This is a genomic window from Vibrio sp. TAP-3B (genome assembly GCF_057784735.1).
On sequence record NZ_CM173495.1, the window covers coordinates 878,459 to 903,561 of the forward strand.

15 protein-coding genes and 1 pseudogene are annotated in these 25,103 nt (G+C 42.4%); 11 read left to right on the top strand and 5 right to left on the bottom strand.

Translation table 11 applies throughout. The features are described from left to right. The first annotated feature begins 166 nt into the window (after positions 1-166). Entirely contained in the window at positions 167-664 is a 498-nt protein-coding gene (locus AC3D28_RS04155) for a DUF4442 domain-containing protein (RefSeq protein ID WP_098415600.1), read from the top strand. Positions 665-688: 24 nt separating this feature from the next. On the opposite strand, the gene AC3D28_RS04160 is transcribed toward AC3D28_RS04155, so the two are convergent. Beyond that, complete coding sequence (locus AC3D28_RS04160; RefSeq protein WP_488535636.1) at positions 689-2,041, bottom strand: hypothetical protein; 1,353 nt, start codon at positions 2,039-2,041, stop codon at positions 689-691. A gap of 191 nt (positions 2,042-2,232) precedes the next feature. Here AC3D28_RS04160 and AC3D28_RS04165 point away from each other — a divergent pair, with 191 nt between their 5' ends. Further along, positions 2,233-3,069, top strand: coding sequence for a CvfB family protein (locus AC3D28_RS04165; RefSeq protein WP_488535637.1), 837 nt, complete (start codon positions 2,233-2,235; stop codon positions 3,067-3,069). A 317-nt stretch (positions 3,070-3,386) separates the two neighbouring features. On the opposite strand, the gene rsmF is transcribed toward AC3D28_RS04165, so the two are convergent. The 4 genes from rsmF to AC3D28_RS04185 all read right to left on the bottom strand — a co-directional run bounded on the left by rsmF (position 3,387) and on the right by AC3D28_RS04185 (position 10,641). Further along, positions 3,387-4,823, bottom strand: coding sequence for a 16S rRNA (cytosine(1407)-C(5))-methyltransferase RsmF (gene rsmF / locus AC3D28_RS04170; protein WP_488535638.1), 1,437 nt, complete (start codon positions 4,821-4,823; stop codon positions 3,387-3,389). A gap of 108 nt (positions 4,824-4,931) precedes the next feature. Then, positions 4,932-7,580, bottom strand: a complete 2,649-nt coding sequence (locus tag AC3D28_RS04175; RefSeq protein ID WP_488535639.1) for a PqiB family protein — start codon at positions 7,578-7,580, stop codon at positions 4,932-4,934. Next, positions 7,573-8,820 carry a PqiA/YebS family transporter subunit gene (locus AC3D28_RS04180; RefSeq protein ID WP_488535640.1) on the bottom strand — a complete coding sequence of 416 codons (1,248 nt, stop codon included), beginning with the start codon at positions 8,818-8,820 and terminating at the stop codon, positions 7,573-7,575. Before AC3D28_RS04180 ends, AC3D28_RS04175 begins: the two co-directional genes overlap by 8 nt. Positions 8,821-8,844: 24 nt before the next feature. Next, positions 8,845-10,641 carry an ABC transporter ATP-binding protein gene (locus tag AC3D28_RS04185; protein WP_488535641.1) on the bottom strand — a complete coding sequence of 599 codons (1,797 nt, stop codon included), beginning with the start codon at positions 10,639-10,641 and terminating at the stop codon, positions 8,845-8,847. A 91-nt stretch (positions 10,642-10,732) separates the two neighbouring features. Here AC3D28_RS04185 and AC3D28_RS04190 point away from each other — a divergent pair, with 91 nt between their 5' ends. The 9 genes and pseudogenes from AC3D28_RS04190 to AC3D28_RS04230 all read left to right on the top strand — a co-directional run bounded on the left by AC3D28_RS04190 (position 10,733) and on the right by AC3D28_RS04230 (position 24,977). Then, on the top strand, positions 10,733-11,206 hold the full coding sequence (locus AC3D28_RS04190; RefSeq protein WP_098415593.1) for a GAF domain-containing protein: 474 nt from the start codon (positions 10,733-10,735) through the stop codon (positions 11,204-11,206). A 97-nt stretch (positions 11,207-11,303) separates the two neighbouring features. Next, complete coding sequence (gene proQ, locus AC3D28_RS04195; RefSeq protein WP_488535642.1) at positions 11,304-11,921, top strand: RNA chaperone ProQ; 618 nt, start codon at positions 11,304-11,306, stop codon at positions 11,919-11,921. 26 nt (positions 11,922-11,947) lie between these two features. After that, positions 11,948-13,954, top strand: coding sequence for a carboxy terminal-processing peptidase (gene prc / locus AC3D28_RS04200; RefSeq protein ID WP_488536048.1), 2,007 nt, complete (start codon positions 11,948-11,950; stop codon positions 13,952-13,954). Positions 13,955-14,147: 193 nt separating this feature from the next. Beyond that, positions 14,148-14,813, top strand: coding sequence for a hypothetical protein (locus AC3D28_RS04205; RefSeq protein ID WP_098415590.1), 666 nt, complete (start codon positions 14,148-14,150; stop codon positions 14,811-14,813). 207 nt (positions 14,814-15,020) lie between these two features. Continuing rightward, positions 15,021-17,627 (top strand): aminopeptidase N, encoded by a 2,607-nt coding sequence (gene pepN, locus AC3D28_RS04210; protein ID WP_488535643.1) that lies wholly within the window; start codon positions 15,021-15,023, stop codon positions 17,625-17,627. Between the two features lie 61 nt (positions 17,628-17,688). After that, positions 17,689-17,907: a DUF2835 domain-containing protein gene (locus AC3D28_RS04215; RefSeq protein ID WP_098415588.1), complete on the top strand. Its 219-nt coding sequence runs from the start codon at positions 17,689-17,691 to the stop codon at positions 17,905-17,907. A 199-nt stretch (positions 17,908-18,106) separates the two neighbouring features. Then, positions 18,107-22,947: pseudogene (locus AC3D28_RS04220) on the top strand (NAD-glutamate dehydrogenase). A 311-nt stretch (positions 22,948-23,258) separates the two neighbouring features. Continuing rightward, the gene (gene pyrD / locus AC3D28_RS04225) at positions 23,259-24,269 is read left to right on the top strand and encodes a quinone-dependent dihydroorotate dehydrogenase (RefSeq protein ID WP_488535644.1); all 1,011 of its coding nucleotides are present in this window, start codon (positions 23,259-23,261) and stop codon (positions 24,267-24,269) included. Between the two features lie 165 nt (positions 24,270-24,434). After that, positions 24,435-24,977, top strand: coding sequence for a cell division protein ZapC (locus tag AC3D28_RS04230; protein WP_488535645.1), 543 nt, complete (start codon positions 24,435-24,437; stop codon positions 24,975-24,977). Positions 24,978-25,103 lie beyond the last annotated feature (126 nt).

Sequence of the window (25,103 nt, forward strand, 5' to 3'; positions counted from 1 at the left end):
AGCTCTGGCAAAGGATGGTGGCTCCATGTACGCCGGGCATGCTTTGTGACAACGTAGCGTGAGAAAGCATAATTAGCAGCGGAGATCGAGGTTTTATTAACATTTCTTTGACATTAGTAGGCTTGATTGATTAACTGGTCTGACTAGATTGGTAAGGAGACCAAAAATGTTATCAGTTGTACGCCGCGCAAACCTGTATCTGAATCTGTTTGGCTTTTCTAAAGTGCCTCTGATTTGGTTGTGCCATCCTAAGATCATTGCGATTGATAGTGAACATGTTGAAGTGCGCATTCCCCTGCGGAGAAGAACCAAAAACCATCTAAATAGCATGTACTTTGGTGCTTTAGCGGTTGGCGCTGATGTAGCTGGTGGTTTTCTTGCGATGAGCAAAGCGCAAGCAAAAGGCGAGGCGATCTCGTTGGCGTTTAAAGGGGTTAAAGCCGAGTTTTTAAAACGACCAGAAGCTGACGTGCATTTTGTTTGTCACGATGGTCATGTCATTGATGAAATGCTTGATCATACCTTGGCGACCGGAGAACGGGTAAATCGTGATGTTAAAATCATTGCGCTATGTCCAACCCTGCATGGTTCAGAGCCAATGGCTGAGTTTTCTTTGACGTTATCGATCAAAAAAGCAGCTCAACAAAAGAAGAAGGCTGCTTAATCGTTTTAATTCAGAGAACGATTTCTAATTGAGTTCGATTTTCTCGATAGATACGATTTTAGAACGGTTAAGTACGACTTTCCAGCGATAATAAACGGGCTCATCGGTGTGGTTGTCTTCTTTGACAATCACATTAAGCAGGTGACGCTTCTCTACCGATTCCTTCGTCACTTGACCTTCGTTTAGCCGGTAAACGCGGTTCGAACTTTTATCCATCAAACGGATGATAGGTCGTAAACTAATATTCAACGTTTCGCGAGTTTGCTCATAACCACTTAAAAATAGAGAAGTTGCCATCTCGGTTTTCTCGTGATAGTGCAGTATTTGCTCTTCTCGTTGAACGACACGTTTTTTACGTATAATTTGAATTTTATCCGGCAAGCTTGCAAGCGTTCGATAATCCAACCATTCTAATTTTTTCCCAACCACTTTTTTCGTCGTAGGATCCATGTACTTTTTACGCCACTTGGGTTTGCCTTTACGAATCCAGCGCCACATCGCATCGCGCAAATCATCTTTGAATATCTCGCGCAGAGCGTAAATAAAAGACAGTGCGATAATAAACGACGCAGAAATTTCCCCAAGGTAATCACGTGCTAAAATCACGGTCGATGTAACCACGACCATCACCAACCCTGTTGCAATTCCTTTGATTGCCCGTTTGATGTTGTTACCCATGGAAACGGTTTCTTCCCTAAGAATGATAGGGTGCTCTATTAAACGTCTTAACAAACGCATTTTGTTAGAGAGACGGGTAACGTCTTCGACAACTCTAGGTGAGTTGTACTTATTGAGTTTTCTGTGTGCCTGTTCTTTTTCACATAAGATAATTAAACGCTTTTTGATCGTGCTGTAATCGCCTTCGCGTGGAAGGTGAGCAACCAACGACAGAAATTTCTGTTCGGTATACCAAGACAGGTAATTATCGATATTAATGTAGTAACGCTTTAAGTTTTCTTCATAGGGGATAGAACGTCTTAAGCGTTTTAGTATTTCAAGCGTTAGCTCGATCACTTCATCTACTTCATCTTCTGTTACCGAGTTAACTTCTTGTTTATTCAAACTCGCGACGGCTTTATCTAACGCAATAACGTACTGATATGCGAATAAACTTAAACTCACGCGATATTGTTGATTTGATAATCGGCCACGTTTGGCCAGTCGGCTATGGACTAGCGGAAGAAGGATTTCGGTACTGTAATAAGATCGTTGCTGCGTAATAGAAGTGTAATAGAATTCGGACTCACTGATGATATCGGCGTTTAAACCAAGTTCACCAGGTAAAAAAAAGTAAATATCAAGGTCGACACTTTTGCTATTTGCGAGTGCGTGACTGATTTTTAACGTTATTGAGTCTTGTTTATCGACGGTGACCAAAGAAAGCTCCTGACTTTGCTAAAGCGTTCTTACCTCACTGTTTTATGGATAGGGTAAGAGAAATATTGCTAAGAGAGTGACTGGGGCAAATAGCTGAACGAGAACAGCATAACAGAGCGATTTGCTTTTCTCTCTGAATTTTTTGTTAGTTTAGGTATAATTCCACGTAAATTTTAAAAGAGACAAAATCAATGATTAAAATTGGTCAAATTAACAGCTTAGAAGTCATTAAAAAGGCTGATTTTGGCGTATTTCTGGATGGTGATGAATACGGCTCTGTCCTACTGCCCAACAAACATGTACCAGAAGGTACTGAAGTTGGTGACTACGTAGACGTATTTTTATACTTCGATTCAGAAAGTCAGCTTGCTGCGACCATTGACAAACCAATCGCCCAAGTTGGCGAATGGGGCCTGATGAAAATTGAGGGCGTGAACAGCACGGGTGCGTTTGTCAATTGGGGGATTAAAGAGAAAGATTTGTTGGTTCCTTTTAGTGAGCAACGAACTCGCTTTTCTGCAGGACAAACGATCTTAGTGTATGTCTATACCGATAAAGCATCTGGGCGCATTGTTGGTACAACAAAGTTCAATAAATGGTTGGACAAAACCCCAGCAAACTATGAGATAAACGAGCAAGTTGATTTGATTATCGCAGAGCGCAGTCAACTGGGTTATAAAGCCATTGTGAACGGAAAGCATTGGGGCATGATTTTCCCATCAGACGTTTTCGGTAAGCTTTACATTGGTAAAAAACTAAAAGGTTTCATTAAGCAAATTCGTGAAGATGGTAAAATTGACCTAGCACTACAAAAAGTAGGCGTAGCGAAAATGGACGATCTTTCAAGCAAGATTCTTGATTTACTTGAGAAGAAGGGCGGCTTTCTGCCATTAAACGATAAGTCGGCGCCTGAAGCGATATTTGAAGCATTTCGTACAAGTAAAGGAACTTACAAAAAGACGATTGGCACTTTGTACAAGCAAGGTAAAATCGTTATCGAAAAAGACGGTATTCGTCTCGCTCCATAGAAAATCAGAGTGCTGGAGCGCCTCTCGTTAGCTGGTGGTTTACCCAGTTACAACAGCAAAAAAAAAGCGGCCCAAACTCTTCCTTTTTTTGGGCCTAGGGGAAACGGCTCCGCAGAGCCTGCGCTAAACTTTCCAACCATGTGTTGGTTGGTGAATGTGTATATAGAGAGAAACGCCGTATCAAAGTACTCTTTTGATACACTCAGTTTAGTACAGCGTCTTCGGATAGCTAGTAAGCGCTGAGGTTTTCATGCCTCTGAACTAAAAAGCCATCGCAAATACGATGGCTTTTCATTTATTTATCGTTTTTCATTAAATTAAAATAAATTCTTATCTCGTACTAATTCGCGAGGAAGGCCATTTTTAATACGGGTACTGACCCATTTCCCAAGTCCAATAACAGCGCCTTGATAAGTGACGAGAACTTCACCTTTCCCTGTGTTTATTCCTTCAGGTATCGTTTGTGGGCGAACGTCACGGCCCATGTACCATTCGCGTGCTTCTTCAATGGTCAGTTCGATAGCGTTTTGCTCTGTACCAGTCGCTAAAGCGGTTGCGACCTGATGTTGCCAGCGATAGCCATTTTTATGGGTTTCAGCAATTTTAATTCCCATACGTGAGAAGCGCAGTTCGCCAATCATTGGCTCCAATGCATTAGGGAATAACCAGACATCTTTATCACGTAACCAAACTGAGCTGTCATTCGGTAGTTCAATACTCAATGCATTATAAAGCTGATGAGCAATGGCTTCGGATGTTTTCTTGGAGGCTTTGGCAAATGGGAATTTCCCCATGCGCTTTTTCACTTCTGGGGCTTCAACTGCGAAAAGTTTACGAATACGTGCGACAAAGAAGCCTTCACAATCGTAGACTTGAGGGAATACATGTAAAAAACCTTCCTCTGTTAGTGCTACGTTTGCGTTTTCAAACAAGTCTCTAAGGCTTTCAAACTCAACCGCGTCACCAAATGTCTCTTTGAGATGATGACACACTTGCTGGTTTTCTTCTGTACTCAGTGTACACGTTGAGTAGACCATTACGCCGCCCGGTTTTAAGGCGTGAAATGCGCTCTCGATAAGATCCTTTTGCGTATGTGCAATGTCAAAAACTGACTCTTGCGTCCAGTTTTTCATCGCATCTTCGTCTTTACGAATCGTGCCTTCACCAGAACATGGCGCATTGAGTAAAACGGCATCAAACTGTTCTGGAAGCCAACCGCCAAATACACGTCCATCAAAGTTACTTAAAGCCGAGTTACGCACACCACAGCGCTCAATATTGGCGTGCAGCACTTTGACACGACTCGCAGCATATTCGTTTGCAACTAATACACCTTCATTATTCATGAGCGCAGCAATTTGTGTTGTCTTTGATCCCGGTGCGGCGGCGGTGTCTAAAACCGCATTATACGATTCATCATTCATGAAGAGAGCGGATACAGGCATCATCGAGCTCGCTTCCTGAATGTAGAATAAGCCAGACATATGTTCAGCAGTATTACCTAAGGGAATAACCGACTCGTCAGCATCAATCCAAAAGCCGGCGTCACACCAAGGCACTGATGACAACTTCCATCCTTTATCTTCCGCTCGTTTGAGAAACGCTTCAACACTGATCTTAAGCGTGTTTACACGGATGCTTTTGCGCAGCGGTTTTTGACAGGAAACAACAAAGTCATCCATGTTGAGGTGAGTAGGAAGGATAGTTTGGATTTTTTCCAGAAATGCTTCTGGGATATAGACATTAGGATGCAAGGTGAAGCCTCGTATGCAAATTTGCCGCAAATGATATACGAAAGCAGGGCAGAAACGAATAAAAAAGAGCAGCGATGACTGCTCTTTGGAAGATGTTTAGCTGAAGTATTAAGGCTTTGGAATCGCCGTACGCCATTGTGTCCAACCTTCTTCTGCTCTTGGGTATAAAAAGAAAGATTGACCTGTTTCAGCGGCGGGTGGAATTTTGCTTTGTTCAGGTGTTGAGAACGCAATACCACCACGAACTAAGCTATCAATCGTTCCTGCTTTGATATTCGCGCCTGTAATACCGATAGACACATCAACGCCAGAAACATTCCAGAACACGCTGTTTTGGCGAACTAGGTAAGCATATTCAGGCTTGATCTTGATAGTGGTGACGATGCGGTCCGCAAATTCACCCAAATTTACCCCGGTGACTTGGCCAACGTCCATTTGACGATAAAGTATCGGAGTGCCGACTTGAACTGAGCCGCGCTGTTCACTTTGCAAAGTAAACATGGTGCCTTTTACATGGTCTGATCCTTTTTCCAGTGGGAAGGAAAATTTAGCTTGGCCTTTACCAGGTGCCACATTGATCGACTTCGAGACCAAAGCGCTAAGGTTTTTCACGCCACTAAGGCTAATCTCTGGTTCTGTCAGCCAAAAGCGAGAACCGCCTACCGCGATGTTGTCTACATATTCCGGAAGGATTCGCGCGGTGACTTCAACCATTTTGCGACGGAAGTTAGGCACAACCAGCGAGACTTCACCCACTTTCACGCCTTGGTATTTTATAGGTGTACCTTGCTCTACCTCTTGAGTTCCGTCGGTTTCGAGCGAGATTATTCGGCCAAATTTACGTGCTTCTTTCTGGTCTGGATAAACCTTCCACCGCGGGCCGATTTTATTTTCTACGCCCGGAACGGAATCAAAAGCAATGCCCCCTTCGACCAATGATTTCAAAGGATGAGCTTTAACACTTACGCCTGTGAGTGAAGCATCGATTTCAACGCCAGAACGATTCCAAAATACCGTTTGCGCGGTAAGAAGGTGGGTAAAGCGGTTGTCTATGGTTGCTTTGATCACTACGCCACCATCAACCAAATGGAAACTCGATACATTACCCACGGGCAGGTTACGGTAAAGCAGTGGACTGCCTTTAGAAATTGGCGGTAACTCAGAGGCAAATAGTGTTAACGATTTTGAGCCACTTTGATTGTATTGGGCAAGTGCTGCAAGGGATTCATTTTGGAATAATTGGTAGTTTTTTTGAATACTCTGTGAACCTTCACTCACAAAACTGATAGAGCCAGTAAGCAGTTGTTTGGCAGGAGGCACTGTTACGCTTAAGCCCGATTCGGTCAACTCGGCAGAAGCACTGCCTGTCACGTAGAAACGGTTATTCGATTTGATCAGGTGTTTGTATTCATGATCGACCAGTACATCCATAAATACATCACGTTGTGTTTTTTGGGGCTCATCGACCAAACCAACCTTGATAATTGAACCTACCACGATGCCCTTATAAAGCACATTGGCGCCGCTATCTAACCCAAACGAATTGTCGGATACGAGGCGAATCGCAATGGACTTTTCTTGTTGCTGATTGAACTCGTTTTTTCGAATAGCATTGAACTGGCGAGAGCGTTCGCCTTCCCCCGGAACGATCGTTAAAAAGTTTCCACGAACTAAATTCGCAATGTTTTCGACACCGGAGAGTGATACTTTCGCTTCTTCTAAAACAAAGCGAGTACCGGAGGTCAGCATGTCACTAAATGCCGGCTGAATCGCAGCAGATGCCAATATAGTTTGTCGGCCTTTAGTCAAGCTTAAGTCTGTAACTTGACCAATTTCGATACCTCGGTACATGATTGGCGCACCTTCACCGCTGATCTTACTATCGTCGGGCAGCGCTATTTTAACCGCGATACCTCGACCTGCCGTTTTTAAATCTTGGTATAGACGGAACTGAGTATTTTCTTCAACGGGTTCACCATCGTCAGGTGAGTCAACCGCGATCGCACCGCCGAGTAGGGCGCTCATACTCTCTAGTTGAACATCGACACCTTTAAATCCGATGCTTGCTCCAATCCCACTGACGTTCCAGAACCGACTGCGGTTATTAATGATGTGTCGATATTGCTCTTGAATGTTGGCCTGAATGCTGACTGATTTGGCATCTTCATCCAATTGGTAGCTATATACTTCGCCGATCGGAATTTTCTTGTAAACGATTTGAGACCCAACCGAAACGCCACCTAAATCCCGGCTTTTCAGCTTAATATTCAAACCTTGTGTGACACGTAAATCGGTAGGTGCAGAGTCAAGTGCATGAAAAGTCGTTTCGAAGTCTTGATCATCTCCAGGCTGGATCGAGATATAATTCCCCGACACGAGGGCATCTAGCCCAGAAACGCCCGTTAGACTTGCGGTTGGTTTTACTAACCAGAACCGAGTTTTATCGTTGAGTAGTTTTGTCGCTTCAGGGTAAATATCGGCATCAACATAAATACTGCCAAGATCTTCTGTGAGATTAATATCACGCACCATGCCCACTTCTAAGCCTTGATAGCGGATCGTTGTGCGTCCAACGACCAACCCCGCGGCATCAGAAAAGTATATTTGAACACGTTGCCCAGCATCGTGTATCGACTTAACCACAAGCCAACCGGCTAAAACCATCGTCAAAATTGGCAATAACCAAAGAGGAGATATACCTTTGCTCCGCTTTACATCCGGCACGTATGATGTTTGAGAATTGTTATGATCACTCATTCATTGACTCTTTTTCTGATTGTTTGTGGTCTTGGTCCCAGATAAGTCTAGGGTCAATACTTTCTGCTGCGAGCATAGTCAGCACAACCACCACTCCAAAAGCAACAGCGCCATACCCTGGTGTGAAATCGAGTATTTGACCGCGATCGACGAGGGTCATCATGATAGAAATAACAAACAAGTCCATCACCGACCATTTACCGATCCACTTTACCGCAAAATAAACCATCATTCGCTGTCTCTTAAACACCGAACGTTTGAATTGAATACACAGCATGATATAGGCAAGGCCAAGTATTTTGATAACTGGCACAATAATACTGGCGACAAAAATAATAATAGCAATGCCATACATGCCGCTTCTTGCTAAGGACGCTACGCCAGAAATAATGGTGTCTTCTAACTGCTGGCCATTAGTAATTAAAATTGAAATTGGGATTATGTTTGCTGGAAAAATCGCTATCGTGGCTGCGGCGAGGTACGCCCAAGTTTTCTGAATCGAGTTTGGCTTGCGATGGTATAACGCATGATGACAACGACGGCAGTTATCACCTTCAGGTTGGGATAAATGGCACTCGTGGCAATGCACATCCTTATGCTCAAACGTGTAAGTATTTTCCGGTTTCCATGCTTCCCAATAGCGACGCACACTGATTCGGGCAACTAACAGAACAGTAAAAACTTGCAGAAGAACCAAACCGATCAACCCAGGACCGACAAAAATATCCGAGTAATCTTGTAGCTTGAAACAAGAGATCGCGATGCTGACAAGAAAGACATCCAGCATCACCCATTGTTTAAGGTGTTGGATCAGCCACAGCGAAATTCTCAATCCTTTGAAACATCGAGTATGTAGTGATAAATGTGCGGTTACAACTGAGACACAAACGGTCAGTGGTGCTAACGAGCTACAAAACACGATCAATAATGAGAGAAGAACGAACCCTTCTTCCATCAGCGTGATCATGCCAGATGGCAGAGTCGCTGGGATCATCACGCCAAACAGCCTGATGCTAATAAAATTGAAAAAGTGAGAAGGAATAAACAGCAGAATACAGGTAACGGCAATGGCTAAATTACCCGAAAGACTAGGGCTGCCGCCGCGATATAACTGCGTCCCACAGCGTGGGCAGTAGGCATGTTTACTATTAGGTAAGTCGACAATATCGACAGGCAGTTCGCACCCTTGACACAAACGCACATGATTAGGTTGCATGGCGTGCTTAGACAGAGAGGTCATAACGACCTCTCTAGCTTGAACGATTTAAGCGTGGGACTGTATGCCCCCGTATAAGGTTTGATATAAGCCTTCTTGCTCAACTAACTCACCATGAGTTCCTGTTTGCGTTACTTTTCCATCTTCTAACACGTAGATCAAATCTGCTTGTTTTACAGCGGATAGACGGTGCGCAACGATTAATGTTGTTCTGCCACGTAAGAATTCCGTTAACGCTTTATGTAATGCAGCTTCAGTTGCAGTATCAAGCGCGGATGTTGCTTCATCTAAAATAACAAATTGAGGATTGCTCAGCACCATTCTTGCGATAGCAAGGCGTTGACGTTGGCCACCAGATAAACGAATCCCACTGCGACCAACTTGTGTATCCAAACCGTGGTTGAGTTGAGAAATAACATCATGAAGCTGAGCCACTTCGAGTGCTCGCCAAAGTGACATTTCATCAAAATCCGCTCCGAGCGTCAGATTATGCCTCAAGGTGTCGTTAAATAGTATAGGTTGCTGTAATACCACGGCAATTTTGTCGCGGATGACTTCAAAACCAATATCATCCGTTAACTCATCATTAAAGCGGATATTACCGGAGTTTTGACGGTAAACACCAATCAACAACTGAATCAAGGTTGACTTACCACTGCCACTTGCACCAACGAGAGCCACCTTCTTGCCGGCAGGGATATGCAAGGAGAGGTTATTCAGAATTTTATTTTCATTATTATAAGAAAAGTTCACGTTCTCTAATTTCACATCAACTTCTTGGTCTTCGCTGAAAGGATTCACTTTAGAGATGGGTCTGTGTTCTTCTTCAAGGACTAATAAATCGTTGATACGTTTTAATGCGGCTTTAGCGCTATACCAAGAAAATTGAATACCAAGCAATTCTTGAACAGGGGATAACATAAACCATAAGTAACCAAATACCGCAAAAATTTGCCCAATAGTGAGATCGCTGAACATAACCATCAGCATCGCGATTGCTCTAAATAGCTCAAACCCAATTAAAAAAAGTAGAAAAGACACTCTACCGGCCGCCTCGGATTGCCAAGCGTATTTGTCGGCATCGACACGAACTTGATCGGCGCTATTTTTAAGTTGCTGGAGAAATTCACGTTCTTTGTTTGCTGCACGTAGCTGATAGATACCATCTAGGGTTTCCACTAAGCGGTTTTGGAAAATCTCAAAAGAGTGGTTTTCTTTTCGCTTTAGATGCTTAACCATGCTACCGAGTTTACGTGAAAAATAAATCACCACAGGATTGACTAATAGAATAAACAGACCGAGTCGCCAATCGAGCCAAAGTAGCACAATTGCCGTGCCAATCACGGTCAGAAAACTGATAACGAATTTTGCTAACGTAGACCCAATAAATTTATCAATGGTTTCAATGTCAGTGATAAGGTGGGAGTTAATACCGCCACTGCCTTTAGTTTCGTATTGACGAATACTGATGCGACCCAGTTTGTCGATCATTTTACTGCGCATCTCGAACGTAATAGTCTTAGAAACGAGGGTAAATTGCCGACTTTGGAGGATATTTAATGCTTGACTGGCTGCACGCATCAATACGACCAAAAATAAGGTAAAGAAAATATAGCCTGTTGGGGTTTGCCATGCTTGAGGGAGAATGGCGTTCATCGCGGCTAAGCCTTTCGCTGGCTGATCCAATAAAACCTCATCGACCATTAAAGGCATGAGAAGGGGAATGGGAACACTAATCAAGGTTGCAAGAACGGCGACCAAGTTCGCTGCGATTAGCTTGGACTTGTGCTTTTTTACTTGTGTTATCAACCAAGAACGGTTAATAGTGTCATTTTTAAGAAGCATTGTAATTGAGAATAAGTCCTATTATAAAGTAGGCAGTATTTTAGCGCCATACCGTGAGAATGGAAGCTTTAATAGTAAGTAGGAAGTTAATATGAACATAGAACAATACCAAAGACTCACCAAACAAGCCGTTGCTCTTATTGAATCTGAGCCAGACTTTATTGCCAATTTAGCAAACCTAAGCTCATTGTTGTTCATGGAGCTAGAAGACATCAACTGGGCAGGTTTTTATCTGACGAAAGGTGATGAGCTTGTTCTTGGCCCATTCCAAGGTAATCCGGCGTGCGTACGCATTCCTATGGGGCAAGGTGTTTGTGGTACAGCAGCACAAACTAACTCTACACAAAGAGTATACGACGTTCATGAGTTTGAGGGTCATATTGCTTGTGATGCGGCCAGTAATTCGGAAATTGTGATCCCATTTTCTATCCATGGCGAAGTCGCTGGTGTACTTGATATAGATAGCCCAATTATCGGTCGATTTAATGAAACAGACGAGCAAGGTCTCACGCATTTTTTGGCTGAAGTAGAAAAGCTGCTTAATTCACACGCGAACGACATATAAATTAGCCCATGAGTGTGGTTTTTCCTTGGCATGTCACTATAATACGAGAATATTTTTCTTAATGCTTCGCGGAAATCCGCTCAAATCAGGACCCCTCATGACTGAAAAGTTAAAAAACAGCAAAGAAGTTATCGCATATATTGCTGAATGTTTCCCTAAGTGCTTTACTCTAGAAGGTGAAGCAAAACCTCTGAAAATTGGTATTTTTCAAGATCTTGCGGAACGTTTAAGTGAAGACGAAAAAGTAAGCAAAACACAGCTTCGTGCAGCGTTAAGACAGTACACTTCATCATGGCGTTACCTACACGGTGTAAAACCAGGTGCAGTACGTGTAGATCTAGATGGCAACCCTTGTGGTGAGCTAGAAGAAGAGCACGTAGAACACGCAAAGATAACGCTTGCAGAAAGCAAAGCGAAAGTTCAGGCTCGTCGTAAAGAGCAAGCACAGAAAGCTCGTGAAGAGGGTAAGGCGAAAGCAAAACCTGCGGCTAAGAAGCCTCAACAGCCTCGTCGTACGAACAAACCTAAAGAGACTAAGCCAGTCGAAACGCGTGCACTAAACGCTGATGAAATCACCGTTGGCAACACAGTAAACGTGAATATGGGCAAAGGAAACATGGCTGCGACCATTGTTGAGATCAATAAGGATGATGTACGTGTTCAACTTGCTAACGGCCTTCAAATGGTTGTAAAAGCGGAGCACTTGCGCGCATAAAGGAGATACTCCTACGCATGATACGCATGAATTGCCGTTCAAAAGTGACACTGATTGCTGCTAGCTTATTGTTAGCAGCATCAGCTCAGGCTCTTGAAGCCAAACTAAACAAAGATGACTTGCCGGTACTCGCGCCTGAAGTTCAGCACGAAACAGCCAGCAAACGAGTCACCTCGCGATTTACCCGATCTCATTATAAGCACTTCAGTCTAAATGACGATTTCTCCAAAGCGATTTTCGAACGTTATGTGGGACTGCTTGATTACAATAGAAATATTTTTATTCAAGCGGACATCGATTCATTTAAAGATAGGTCAATTGAACTCGATGACCAGCTAAAAGCTGGTGAGAACAAGATTGCATTTGATGTTTATAACCTTTCTATGCAAAAGCGTTTTGATCGCTTTGTCTATGCGCTCACTTTACTCGACGAAGAGATCAAGTTTGATACCGATGACGAGATTGAGTTAGATCGCTCAGAGGCTTCGTGGCCAAAAGACGAAGCAGAGCTCAACGAATTGTGGCGCAAACGCGTTAAATATGATGCGTTAAATCTAAAACTAACTGGTAAAGAATGGCCAGAAATTAAAGAAGTTTTAGAAAAGCGTTATAACAATGCGATGAAGCGAATCACTCAGACCAACAACGAAGATGCATTCCAGCTTTATATGAATGCCTTCGCACGACAAATCGATCCGCACACGAGTTATCTTTCTCCTCGTAATGCAGAACAATTTCAATCAGAGATGAATCTTTCCCTAGAGGGCATTGGTGCTGTTCTACAAATGACAGACGATTACACCGTTATTCGTTCGTTAGTCGTAGGAGGCCCTGCATCTAAAAGTAACCAGCTGGGTGAAGGGGATCGTATCATTGGCGTTGGACAAGATGGTGAAAAGATTGTCGACGTTATCGGATGGCGATTGGACGACGTCGTCCAGTTAATTAAAGGACCGAAAGGTACTAAAGTTAACTTACAAATCTTGCCTGAAGGGAATGAAGCTAAGAGTTACATTGTCACAATTGTTCGTGATAAAGTTCGTTTAGAAGATCGCGCGGTTAAATCTGAAATCATTGAAAAAGATGATAAAAAGATTGGCATTTTAGAAGTACCAAGTTTTTATGTTGGCCTATCGAAAGATACCGATAAACTGCTTGCGAAACTGAAGACCAAAAATGTGGATGGTGTGATTGTCGATTTACGTAATAATGGCGGCGGTGCACTAACCGAAGCTACGGCGCTAACGGGATTGTTCATCAAAGACGGGCCCGTTGTTCAAGTTCGTGATAGCTATGGTCGTATTAAGGTGAATGCCGATACTGATGGCCAAGTGAGTTACGACGGCCCACTGACCGTATTAATTAATCGTTACAGCGCATCTGCATCAGAAATTTTTGCGGCAGCACTGCAAGATTATAATCGCGCAATTATTCTTGGTGAAAACTCGTTCGGTAAAGGTACGGTTCAACAACACCGCTCACTGAATCACATTTACGATCTGTTCGATAAAGAGCTAGGTTATGTTCAGTACACGATTCAGAAGTTCTATCGTATTGATGGTGGAAGTACGCAAAATCGTGGTGTCGCACCAGATATTTCGTACCCAACGCCAATAGAGGCTTCAGAGACAGGTGAAAGCGTTGAAGACAATGCACTACCTTGGGATCAAATTGACAAAGCTAAGTATCAAACATTCTCAAGTCATGATGCATTAGTATCAAACCTGACGGAACTTCATAACAAGCGTATTACGGATGAAATGGAGTTTCGTTTCATCAATGAAGACATCGAAAAATATCGTAAAGACAAAGACAATAATATGTTGTCTCTAAACGAAAAAATTCGTAAAGATGAGTCGGATAAGGAAGAAGCACTTCGCTTAAAACGCATCAATGAACGTCAAGTCGCTTTAGGGAAGGAAGCATTCGAAACTTTGGATGATGTACCTAAAGACTATGCAGCGCCTGATGTTTATTTAGAGGAGTCTGTTGCTGTTATGGTTGATATGCTTAAAGCTCAAAATCAGTCATAACTACTGGCAATTCGTTATAAAAAAGAGCGGGTCATTAAGACTCGCTCTTTTTTTATGTCTTTTATTTTTGTTTTTATCCAATCTCAAGTGGGATATTTGCTTTTTTTGTACAAACAATTTAAGTGATCTATGTCAAAATTATCGCGAAAATAACGACTAATGCCTAAGCTAAAAGAAAACTAAGGATGCCGATATGAAATGGTTCTTTATTTTACTTAGCTTTTGTTGTTTTGCTGTGTTGAGTGGAGAAAACACAAAGGAAGATGAATTAAGTCACTTCGATACCCCGTTTCTCATCGGCGATTGGTATTTAATGAATCCAAACCCTAAAGAGTCGGCGGAAAACTTCCGTGCGATCAAGCTGACACTGGGTTCAGATTACACATTTTCCATCGATATACAGAAGAAAGACTACTCGGTTGATCACTGGCAAGGTCTTTACAATGTCAACGAAGATACGATTGTGCTTGGGTTGAATACGGATGAACCGCAGATTTATGCGTATCGGAACAATCACAATACACTCGATCTTAATGGGGTAACTTTTACTAAGGGATTGTCGAATACGCTTGCTGGTATTTGGTCAAGCTCTCATGTATCAGGCGACGGATTAATTGCGAATAATATTAATCATATGGATTTGATTCTCCAGCCTGACTTCGTATTTATGTTTAGAGTGTCTAACGAAGCAGGTGAAGAATCGGTAAAACAAGGTGTGTTTTATACGGAAGACGAATATCTAGTACTGTTGTATGAAAATGGAGAGCATGGAACGACATACCAACTCAACAAAAATAAATTAACGATTGAAGACTCGAACGGGGATATGTACGCGGTGCTGAACCGTGTGACACCTTAACAATAGTTAATCTATATAACATCAAGTCTAGTTGTTTAAATGTTGATCAGAAAACGGATCTAGAATACTAAAAGATCCGTTTTTTAAGCTAAAGACTTGTATTCTGGTACCACAATCCCTAAAAATGGCTTATATCGTAATACTAGCACTAAGTTTTTACCTAGTGGCTTGGTATTTTTGTTGTTCTAAATACAAGGATTTATGGACATGGCTCAAGCTCCTCAATCTAAATATCGTAAAGATTATCAAACGCCATCTCACTCAGTCACCGACATCGACCTCACGTTTGACCTCTATGATAACGACACAATCGTGACAGCAGTATCTAAGGTTGTTCAAAAAGGTGAATCAACAACATTAGAACTTGATGGTGAAGGGCTGGAGTTACGTTCGGTTAAAGTCAATGGCGAAGATTGGGCACATCATGAAGTGAAAGAAACCTCGCTCGTGCTTTTTGATCTTCCTGCAGAGTGTGAGGTTGAGATCATTACAAAGATTGATCCTGAAGCAAACACCGCACTAGAGGGGTTATACAAATCAGGTGGAGCATTCTGTACTCAGTGTGAAGCAGAAGGCTTCCGTCGTATTACTTACTACTTGGATCGCCCAGATGTTCTCGCTAAGTTCACTACCAAAGTGATCGCAAACAAAATGACTTATCCGTATTTGCTAAGTAACGGTAACCGTATTGCAGAAGGTGATGCTGAGAATGGTCGTCATTGGGTGCAGTGGCAAGATCCTCATCCGAAACCAGCATATCTTTTTGCACTTGTTGCGGGTGACTTTGATGTCTTACGTGATAAATACACGACGATATCGGGTCGCAATGTCGATCTGGAAATCTTTGTTGATAAAGGTAACTTAGATCGTGCGGGTCATGCGATGACTTCTTTGATCAATTCAATGAAATGGGATGAAGAGCGATTCGATCTTGAGTACGATCTTGATATCTATATGATCGTTGCCGTTGATTTCTTCAACATGGGCGCAATGGAGAACAAAGGGCTAAATATTTTCAACTCTAAGTATGTTCTTGCCAATGATCAAACCGCGACAGACCGTGATTATCTGGGTATTGAGGCCGTGATTGGACATGAATACTTCCACAACTGGACGGGTAACCGAGTAACATGTCGTGATTGGTTCCAACTAAGCCTAAAAGAAGGTTTAACGGTTTTTCGTGACCAAGAGTTTTCATCGGATTTAGGCTCTCGCGCCGTAAATCGTATTGATAACGTACGCATTATACGTGGACCTCAGTTTGCTGAAGATTCAAGCCCGATGTCGCACCCAATTCGCCCTGAAAAAGTAATTGAAATGAACAACTTTTACACTTTAACAGTGTATGAGAAAGGTAGTGAAGTGATCCGTATGTGCCACACGTTACTGGGTGAAGAAGGTTTCCAAAAAGGGATGAAGCTTTACTTTGAACGTCACGATGGAACGGCGGCCACCTGTGAAGACTTTGTATGTGCAATGGAAGACGCCACTGGTGTCGATCTACAACAGTTCCGTCTCTGGTATAGCCAATCAGGTACGCCAACCCTGCGTGTAAATAGCGAATACAATGCCGATGCAAAAACGTATGCGCTAAAGGTAGAGCAATTTACTGAACCGACATACGATCAAGCAGAAAAACAGGCGCTACATATTCCATTTGATATCGAGCTCTATGATTCGAAAGGCCAAGCTATTCCTCTGATGATCAACGGTGAAACCATTCACAATGTTCTAGATATTAAGCAAGACAAACAGACGTTTGTATTCGAAAACGTAGAAGAAAAACCAATCCCATCTTTGCTACGTGAATTTTCTGCTCCCGTTAAATTAGAATACGATTACAAAGATAGTGAGTTAATCTTTTTGATGAAGCATGCAACAAACGATTTTGCTCGTTGGGATGCAAGCCAAATGCTATTGGCGAAGTACATTCGCCAAAACGTACGCCGTATTCAAGCGGGTGGGGAGATTAAGCTTTCTGAAGAGTTGGTTGATGCGTTCCGTGGTGTGATTCTCGATGAAAAACTGGAGCCAGCTTTTATTGCTCAAGTCCTATCGCTTCCGTCGATCAATGAAATCACCGGTTGGTACCAACAGGTTGATATCGATGCTGTCGATAAAGTATTAAACAGCATTACCCTGTCACTTTCTTGTGAGTTGGAAGATGAGCTAAGTGCTACTTACCATACACTTAAGCAAGCGGATTATACCATTGACCATGCAGCTATTGGGAAGCGCGCGTTACGCAATCAATGCTTGCAGTACTTAGCGCATACTGAGAAAGGCAATCAGTTAGTGAAAGCACAATATCAATCTGCGAACAACATGACTGATACGATTGCAGCGATGAGTGCAGCGAACACGGCTCAGCTTGAATGCCGCGAAGCATTGATGGCGGATTACAGCGACAAATGGAAACACGATGGTTTGGTCATGGATAAATGGTTTGCACTGCAAGGTAGTAACCCAGCAAACAATGCGCTTGAGAAAGTGAAAGCGACCATGAGTCACGATGCATTCAGCTTAAAGAACCCAAACCGCATACGCAGTTTGATTGGATCTTTTCTAAATGCTAATCCAGTTCGCTTCCATGACAAGTCTGGTTCAGGTTATCAATTTGCCGGAGAAATTCTTTGTCATTTAAATGATTCCAACCCACAAGTAGCATCTCGTATGATTGATCCATTGCTTAAGTTCCGTAAGTACGATGAAAAGCGACAAGCTTTGATTCAAGAGGAACTTGAAAAACTCAAAAGTATGGATAACCTCGCTAAAGACTTATTTGAAAAATTGACTAAAGCACTAGACGAATAATCAACTAAACAATAGGGTGGTCATCACGAGCACCCTAATTTACTTTCTACTTAATTTTCTCATGACCCATTACTACTTTACCCTCAACATCTCCTATCAAGCTTTTTTATCTCATTACTCTGGTGTTGCAAGTGTTGTTCAAGTCATAACACATAATGGTTTACGCCTGCAGTTGCCCGCAGCTAAATTTAGACCATTTCTTAATCAACTCGGCATCAGAGGCCAGTTTAGACTAACAATTGACCAAAATAATAAGTTTCTAAAGTTAGAAACTCTGTGATGCCTCGTTTTTGTAGAGAGTTAATTAGGAATCTTAGTCACAGAATCAAAGATTGCACCTCTTATCAGTACGATTAGTTGTTAAACATTTGTAATTATGCTTTTACAATGGGTATATGCATTACCTATGCTTAGTTTTTAGGGTAACGACCCAGCGACTAAGTCCCTACAAAACAACAATTCTAATGTGGAGTGTGAATATGACCGCGCGTGAAAATGTAGTGCCGGTTTTGCTTGAAAAGGTTTACCAGCTGATTCATGACAAACTCGAACTACCTCACCAAACGCTTGTAACTAAACTTGCTCAACACTTATTCAGTAACATTGCTGATAATGACTTGATTCATCGAAATGAATCTGATCTTTATGGAGCCGTTGTCAGTCTTTGGCATCATATTAACGAAAAAAAACCTGAAGACATTTCGGTGCGAGTATTTAACCCGGCCGTTAGTCGACATGGCTGGCAATCCACCCACACAATTGTAGAAATCGTTGTTCCAGATAGTCCATTTTTAGTCGACTCAGTCAAAATGGCGCTCACACGCTTGGATCTTGTTTGCCACTTAATGCTAAACAATCCTACTCAGTTACAGCGTGATAAAAAAGGTCAAGTCACGGATATAAACGGTGAGGGGGGCGTACTTCAGTCACTATTCCACATTGAAGTAGACCGTCTTACCAGCAAAGAAAAAATGCAGGCGCTTAAAGAAGAGCTGCTAACAATCTTATCTGATACTCGTTTAGTGGTTGATGATTGGAAGCAAATGGTCGATAAACTCAAATTCGTTACCGACGATCTGGAAAAGAATAAAGATCGCGTTTCGATCCAAATGGATCGTATGGATGAAACCATCGCGTTTCTTCGTTGGCTTGAGAATCACAACTTCACCTTTATGGGTTATAAAGACTATGACTTAGCAGAGGTTAATGGCGAAACAGAATTGGTACCTGCAAAAGAAAAGGGGCTCGGTTTATTTGCTGATGACAAGCGTGTACGCAGCATTAAATTATCCGATCTATCCGATTCAGCAAGATTAGAAGCGAAAAAACCATACGCTTTAATTATCACAAAAGGTAACAAAGCATCTCGTATCCATCGTCCTGCTTATACCGATTACATCGGCATTAAGAAGTTTGATAAAAATGGTAAAGTCATCGGTGAGCACCGCTTTACCGGGCTTTACACTTCTGCAGTTTACAACCAAGCCGTGCAAAGCATTCCTCTGATCCGAGAGAAAGTGCATCGAATCTTAGAGGCAAGTGGATACCGCCACGGGTCATACTCATATAAAGCACTTCACAATATTCTAGAAAATTACCCTCGCGATGAATTGCTCCAAGCGAATGAAGAAGAGTTGCTGGAAGTTGGTATGGGTGTAGTGCAAATGCAAGATCGTGACTTGCTGCGTTTGTTCGTTCGTAAAGACCCGTTTGGTCGTTTCTTCAGCTGCATGGTTTATGTCACGAAAGATCGCTACAACACGGAATTACGTCGTCAAACTCAACGCATTCTTAAGCAGTACTTTGGCTGTGAACAAGAGGTTGAATTTACAACGTTCTTCTCTGAAAGCCCATTAGCGAGAACGCATTACATTGTTCGTGTAGACAATAACAATATTGACGTAGACGTAAAAAAAATCGAGCGAAATCTAATGGAAGTTTCTACCTCTTGGGATGACAGACTTGAAGAGTCCATCATCGCTAACTTTGGTGAAAGTAAAGGTCTGCCTCTTTCAAAAGAGTACATGAGGGCTTTCCCTCGTTCATACAAAGAAGACATGATGCCGGGTTCTGCGGTCGCTGATATTGAACGCTTAGAAGCACTCAGTGACGACAATAAATTAGGCATGTTGTTTTACCGTTCTCAAGAAGAGGGCGCTGATTCCAAAGCTGTTCGTTTAAAACTCTATCATCGTGACGAGCCAATCCACCTTTCTGACGTGATGCCAATGTTAGAAAACTTGGGATTGCGAGTGATCGGTGAATCACCTTACGAGATCGAGAAAAATAATGGACAGACGTCCTGGATCCTTGATTTCTCCATGCTACATAAGAGCGAAAGAACCGTTGATCTTCGTGAAGCTCGCGACCGTTTCCAACAAGCGTTCGCTGCTATTTGGGCTGGTAATCTTGAAAGCGATGGCTTCAACCGGTTGCTTCTAGGTGCTTCACTTTCTGGACGTGAGATTTCTATTCTTCGCGCTTATGCACGTTACATGCGCCAAGTAGGCTTCCCATTCAGTCAACAATATATCGAAGATACACTAACTCATTATCCAGATTTGGCTACTGGGCTAGTAAAGCTGTTCGCTAAACGATTCGATCCAAGACACAAAGGCAGCGAAAAAGGACAAAATGATCTTATCAAGAAATTAACGGGACAGTTGGATCGCGTGGAAAGCCTTGATGATGATCGTATCATTCGTCGCTATATCGATATGATCATGGCGACGCTGCGTACCAACTATTATCAAGTGGACGAAGATAAGCAGCCTAAGCCTTGGTTATCTTTGAAGATGAAGCCAAGCGAGATCCCAGAAATTCCGCAACCAGTACCAGCTTTCGAAATATTCGTTTACGCACCAGATATAGAAGGTGTTCACCTTCGTGGCGGTAAGGTTGCACGCGGAGGATTGCGTTGGTCGGATCGTCAAGAAGACTTCCGTACCGAAGTTCTTGGTCTCGTTAAGGCGCAACAAGTTAAAAATACAGTTATTGTTCCGGTTGGGGCGAAAGGTGGTTTTGTTTGTAAACGTCAGCCATCGCTAACAAGCCGCGATGAAATTTTTGCGGAAGGTCAACGCTGTTATAAGCGCTTTATTCGAGCGTTGCTTGATGTGTCAGATAACATCATTGAAGGCGAGGTGATTCCTCCACAGAACGTCATCCGTCACGATGAAGATGACCCGTACTTGGTTGTTGCTGCCGACAAAGGCACCGCAACATTCTCAGATTTAGCGAACTCAGTATCTGCTGAATATAACTTCTGGTTAGGTGATGCCTTTGCTTCTGGCGGCTCTAACGGTTATGACCATAAAGCGATGGGAATTACCGCGAAGGGAGCTTGGGAATCAGTAAAACGCCATTTCCGTGAAATGGGCATTAATTGTCAAACTACGGACTTCACTGCGATTGGAGTTGGTGACATGGCGGGTGATGTGTTTGGTAACGGTATGCTGCTATCGAAGCATATTCGTTTGCAAGTTGCGTTTAATCACATGCACATCTTTATTGATCCAAACCCAGACTCTGCCACCAGCTGGGAAGAACGTAATCGATTATTTAATCTACCAAGATCAAGTTGGGAGGATTACAACAAGGAGTTGATCTCCCAAGGTGGTGGAATTTTCTCACGCCGTGCAAAATCGATCCAATTGACACCGGAAATTCAGAAAATGTTAGGTACTAAGAAAGCCTCTTTAGCTCCTAATGATCTGATTCAAATGATCCTTAAAATGAAAGTGGATCTGTTGTGGAATGGTGGTATTGGTACGTATGTTAAAGCGTCGACTGAAACACATACCGATGTCGGTGACCGTGCTAATGATTTACTACGTATTAATGGCCGTGACTTAAGAGCAAAAGTGATTGGTGAAGGTGGTAATCTAGGTATGACCCAACGTGGCCGTATCGAATATGCATTGAATGGTGGCCGAGTCAACACGGATTTCGTTGATAACGTAGGTGGCGTTGATTGCTCGGATAACGAAGTTAACATCAAGATCTTTCTCAATGGATTGGTCGCAAATGGTGATCTCACCATGAAACAACGCAACCAAATCCTCGAATCGATGGAAGATGAAGTTGGTGAAATTGTATTAGATGATGCGTACCGTCAGTCAGAATCGATTTCTGTGACGGAACAGCAAGGCGTCGGCATTGTTAAGGAACAAATCCGATTCATCCATACTATGGAGAAAGCAGGATACTTAGACCGTGCATTGGAGTACATTCCTGACGACGAAACCCTGATCGAACGTGAAAAACAAGGCTTAGGACTTACGCGTCCTGAACTGTCAGTTTTGGTTGCTTATGGAAAAATGGTACTGAAACAACAATTAGCGACGGATGAAATCGCCAATGATGAATTCCATGCTAAACAGCTAGTTGAGTACTTCCCAAGTGCGTTACGTTGTAACTATAAAAGTCAGATGGTAAACCATCCACTGAAAGCAGAAATTATCGCGACAGCCTTAGCAAATCAAATGGTTAACGAAATGGGCTGTAACTTTGTCACTCGCTTGCAAGAAGAAACAGGGGCAAGCATAGTAGACATTGCAAATGCCTACAGTGCTGCGCGTGAAATCTTCGATTTATCAGACATTCTTAAGCAAACAAGAGAGCTTGATAATATCGCAACGGCACAAGCTCAATACGAAATTATGTATTATGTTCGTCGTGCGCTACGCCGTATTGCTCGTTGGCTACTTCGTAACCGCAGCAGTAAGTATACCGTGGGCGAGTTGATTGCTATTTATAAACAAGATGTCAATATTATCACCGAAGCACTAGATACCATGCTGGTTGAATCGGAAGTTGAAGAGCACAACGAACTCGCTCAGGTTTGGATAGAAGAGGGGTAGAAGAGAAACTTGCACACCAAGTTGCTCGTTTATCTAGCCTACAATCCGCATTGGATATTTCTTCTGTTGCGAGTGAAACAGGAAAAACCGTTGAGCAAGCATCAAGACTGTATTTCAATTTAGGAGACCGTCTATCGTTGCATTGGTTCTTGAAGCAAATTAATAGCCAAGCCGTTGATAACAATTGGCAAGCATTAGCAAGAGCGGCATTTCGTGAAGATTTGGATTGGCAACAACGTCAACTTACTGCACAAGTTATAACGTGTGGATGTGCCACCGATGACTTAGATGTCATCAAAGCACTGGATGATTGGATGATAACCAATAAGCAATCTTTACAACGTTGGGAAAGTATCCTAAATGAGTTTAAAGTAGGCTCAGTACATGAATTTGCCAAATTCTCGGTAGCACTTCGTGAGCTGGTGCTTCTAAACTTGAACTGTTCTTCGAAAGAATAGGTGAGTTAAACTTCCGATAAAAGCCCCGTAATAACGGGGCTTTTTATTCTCTATCGTTATTATAGATGACTTGCCACTATAAGGTTACACCGTAACTCAAGTTGAATTTTAAAGACATTGAAATCGATTACTTCCGAGTATTTACTATATACTTGGCGGTTGATATTTCATGGTAATTGATTGTTTTTAAATAAAAAGTATAAAAAATATATTGGATTTTTCTTAATACATTCATTTTCATTGAATTACGATGGAAAACAGTAAATAATATTGCCCCGTTTATACGGAGCTTTTTTTCTCTCGGAGGCACAATGCTTTACCGTTTAGCCAGAACTGGCTTTTTCCAACTTGATGCCGAAAAGGCACATGATCTTGCAATCAAGAACTTCCAACGCTTTAACGGCACACCACTCGATCTTCTCTATCGTCAGCAATTACCAATTCGTCCAGTTGAATGCATGGGATTAACATTCCGCAATCCTGTAGGCCTTGCCGCAGGTTTAGACAAAAACGGCGAATGTATCGAAGCATTTGATGCTATGGGTTTTGGTTTCGTTGAAGTCGGTACCGTAACGCCTCGTCCTCAACCTGGTAATGATAAACCACGCTTGTTCCGTTTAGTTGAAGCTGAGGGCATCATCAATCGTATGGGATTTAATAACCTCGGCGTTGATCACTTGATTGAAAATGTAAAAAAAGCCAAGTTCGATTGCGTTCTCGGAATTAATATCGGAAAGAATAAAGACACGCCGATAGAGAAAGGGACAGAAGACTACTTGATTTGTATGGAAAAAGTGTATGAGTACGCTGGCTATATCGCGGTAAATATCTCGTCGCCAAATACTCCAGGATTGCGTTCACTTCAATACGGTGAAGCACTTGATGCTCTTCTTTCTGAGTTAAAAGCTAAGCAAGCGGAACTTGCTGAAAAGCACGATAAATACGTTCCGCTTGCGCTAAAAATTGCGCCAGATTTGAGCGATGATGAAATCAACCAGATTTGCGACTCTTTACTAAAGAACAACATTGATGGTGTGATAGCGACCAACACAACACTTGATCGTACGATGGTAGAAGGCATGAAGCACGCTAACGAAGCTGGCGGTTTAAGTGGCAGACCTGTGCAATCTCGCTCGACTGAGGTAGTTCGTAAACTTCATCAAACACTAGAAGATAAACTGCCGATCATCGGTGTAGGCGGTGTGGACTCTTACATTGCCGCAAAAGAAAAAATGATGGCGGGCGCGCAGCTAGTCCAAGTTTACACAGGATTCATTTATCACGGCCCTGGCCTTGTACGCGATATTGTTAAGAATCTCTAGTATTACTTAAAAATTGCTGAAAAATCAGCACGTATTACATAAAAAAGAGGAACTTGTTTCCTCTTTTTTTTTGTCCGTTGGTTTGTAAAATCAAAAATAACGAGTAGGTAATTAAGCGTCTTACCTCTTAACCACTGATTTTACTAATCAAGAGAGAACGGAATAATGCTTAAACCCAGCGACAAATGGAATTGGTATTATGATGAGCAGAAAGCTTTCTTAATGCTGGATCTAGGGGAGGAAATGATTTTCCAAACCAATTTATCCCGAAAATTGTTGGTCAACTGCGCCTTCTCTAAAAATGAATTTACCGTTGATGACGCTAGTGCTTTCCAAACGTTCAATGAACGCATCCGTTGTCTCGATATCAATGAATACCGCCAAGCTGAATTAACACTGTATTGCGTCGCAGCTCAGCGTTTTCACAAGCCTGTACAACCTAAAAGTTGGTTTTTCGATGCCCAGTCAACTGGCTATGAGCCGGAAGAAGGGGGCATGGTATTTCTCACTAATCAATACTCTGAAGGTATATTTATCGTTTTAGAGCCCGGTGAAACATCAAGTTTGTGTGCTTATGCGGGTCAGAACGAGTTTGTTCTCGATGGCAGCAAAGTACTTCAGTTCGGCCAACCAATTAAAGTGATGCATGACCGTATGGCTTGCGCAAGCCATTTATTAGCGCTCACACCGATGGCAATGGTTGGCTAAATCAGTTTTATTTTTCTTTGTTTCGTTCCTATGTCTTCCTTAATCGACCGTATCGGTCGATTTTTTTTGTCTCTTTCTTTACTCCTCTAAGCCTAATTGCTCATACAATTGTGTTTTTTCTAAACA

What these genes read in the sequence shown, in the direction of transcription:
- AC3D28_RS04155 (WP_098415600.1), top strand. Translation starts at nt 167, where the DNA reads ATGTTATCAGTTGTACGCCGCGCAAACCTGTATCTGAATCTGTTTGGC.
- AC3D28_RS04165 (WP_488535637.1), top strand. Translation starts at nt 2,233, where the DNA reads ATGATTAAAATTGGTCAAATTAACAGCTTAGAAGTCATTAAAAAGGCT.
- AC3D28_RS04175 (WP_488535639.1), bottom strand. Translation starts at nt 7,580, where the DNA reads ATGAGTGATCATAACAATTCTCAAACATCATACGTGCCGGATGTAAAG.
- AC3D28_RS04180 (WP_488535640.1), bottom strand. Translation starts at nt 8,820, where the DNA reads ATGACCTCTCTGTCTAAGCACGCCATGCAACCTAATCATGTGCGTTTG.
- AC3D28_RS04185 (WP_488535641.1), bottom strand. Translation starts at nt 10,641, where the DNA reads ATGCTTCTTAAAAATGACACTATTAACCGTTCTTGGTTGATAACACAA.
- AC3D28_RS04190 (WP_098415593.1), top strand. Translation starts at nt 10,733, where the DNA reads ATGAACATAGAACAATACCAAAGACTCACCAAACAAGCCGTTGCTCTT.
- proQ (WP_488535642.1), top strand. Translation starts at nt 11,304, where the DNA reads ATGACTGAAAAGTTAAAAAACAGCAAAGAAGTTATCGCATATATTGCT.
- prc (WP_488536048.1), top strand. Translation starts at nt 11,948, where the DNA reads ATGAATTGCCGTTCAAAAGTGACACTGATTGCTGCTAGCTTATTGTTA.
- AC3D28_RS04205 (WP_098415590.1), top strand. Translation starts at nt 14,148, where the DNA reads ATGAAATGGTTCTTTATTTTACTTAGCTTTTGTTGTTTTGCTGTGTTG.
- pepN (WP_488535643.1), top strand. Translation starts at nt 15,021, where the DNA reads ATGGCTCAAGCTCCTCAATCTAAATATCGTAAAGATTATCAAACGCCA.
- AC3D28_RS04215 (WP_098415588.1), top strand. Translation starts at nt 17,689, where the DNA reads ATGACCCATTACTACTTTACCCTCAACATCTCCTATCAAGCTTTTTTA.
- pyrD (WP_488535644.1), top strand. Translation starts at nt 23,259, where the DNA reads ATGCTTTACCGTTTAGCCAGAACTGGCTTTTTCCAACTTGATGCCGAA.
- AC3D28_RS04230 (WP_488535645.1), top strand. Translation starts at nt 24,435, where the DNA reads ATGCTTAAACCCAGCGACAAATGGAATTGGTATTATGATGAGCAGAAA.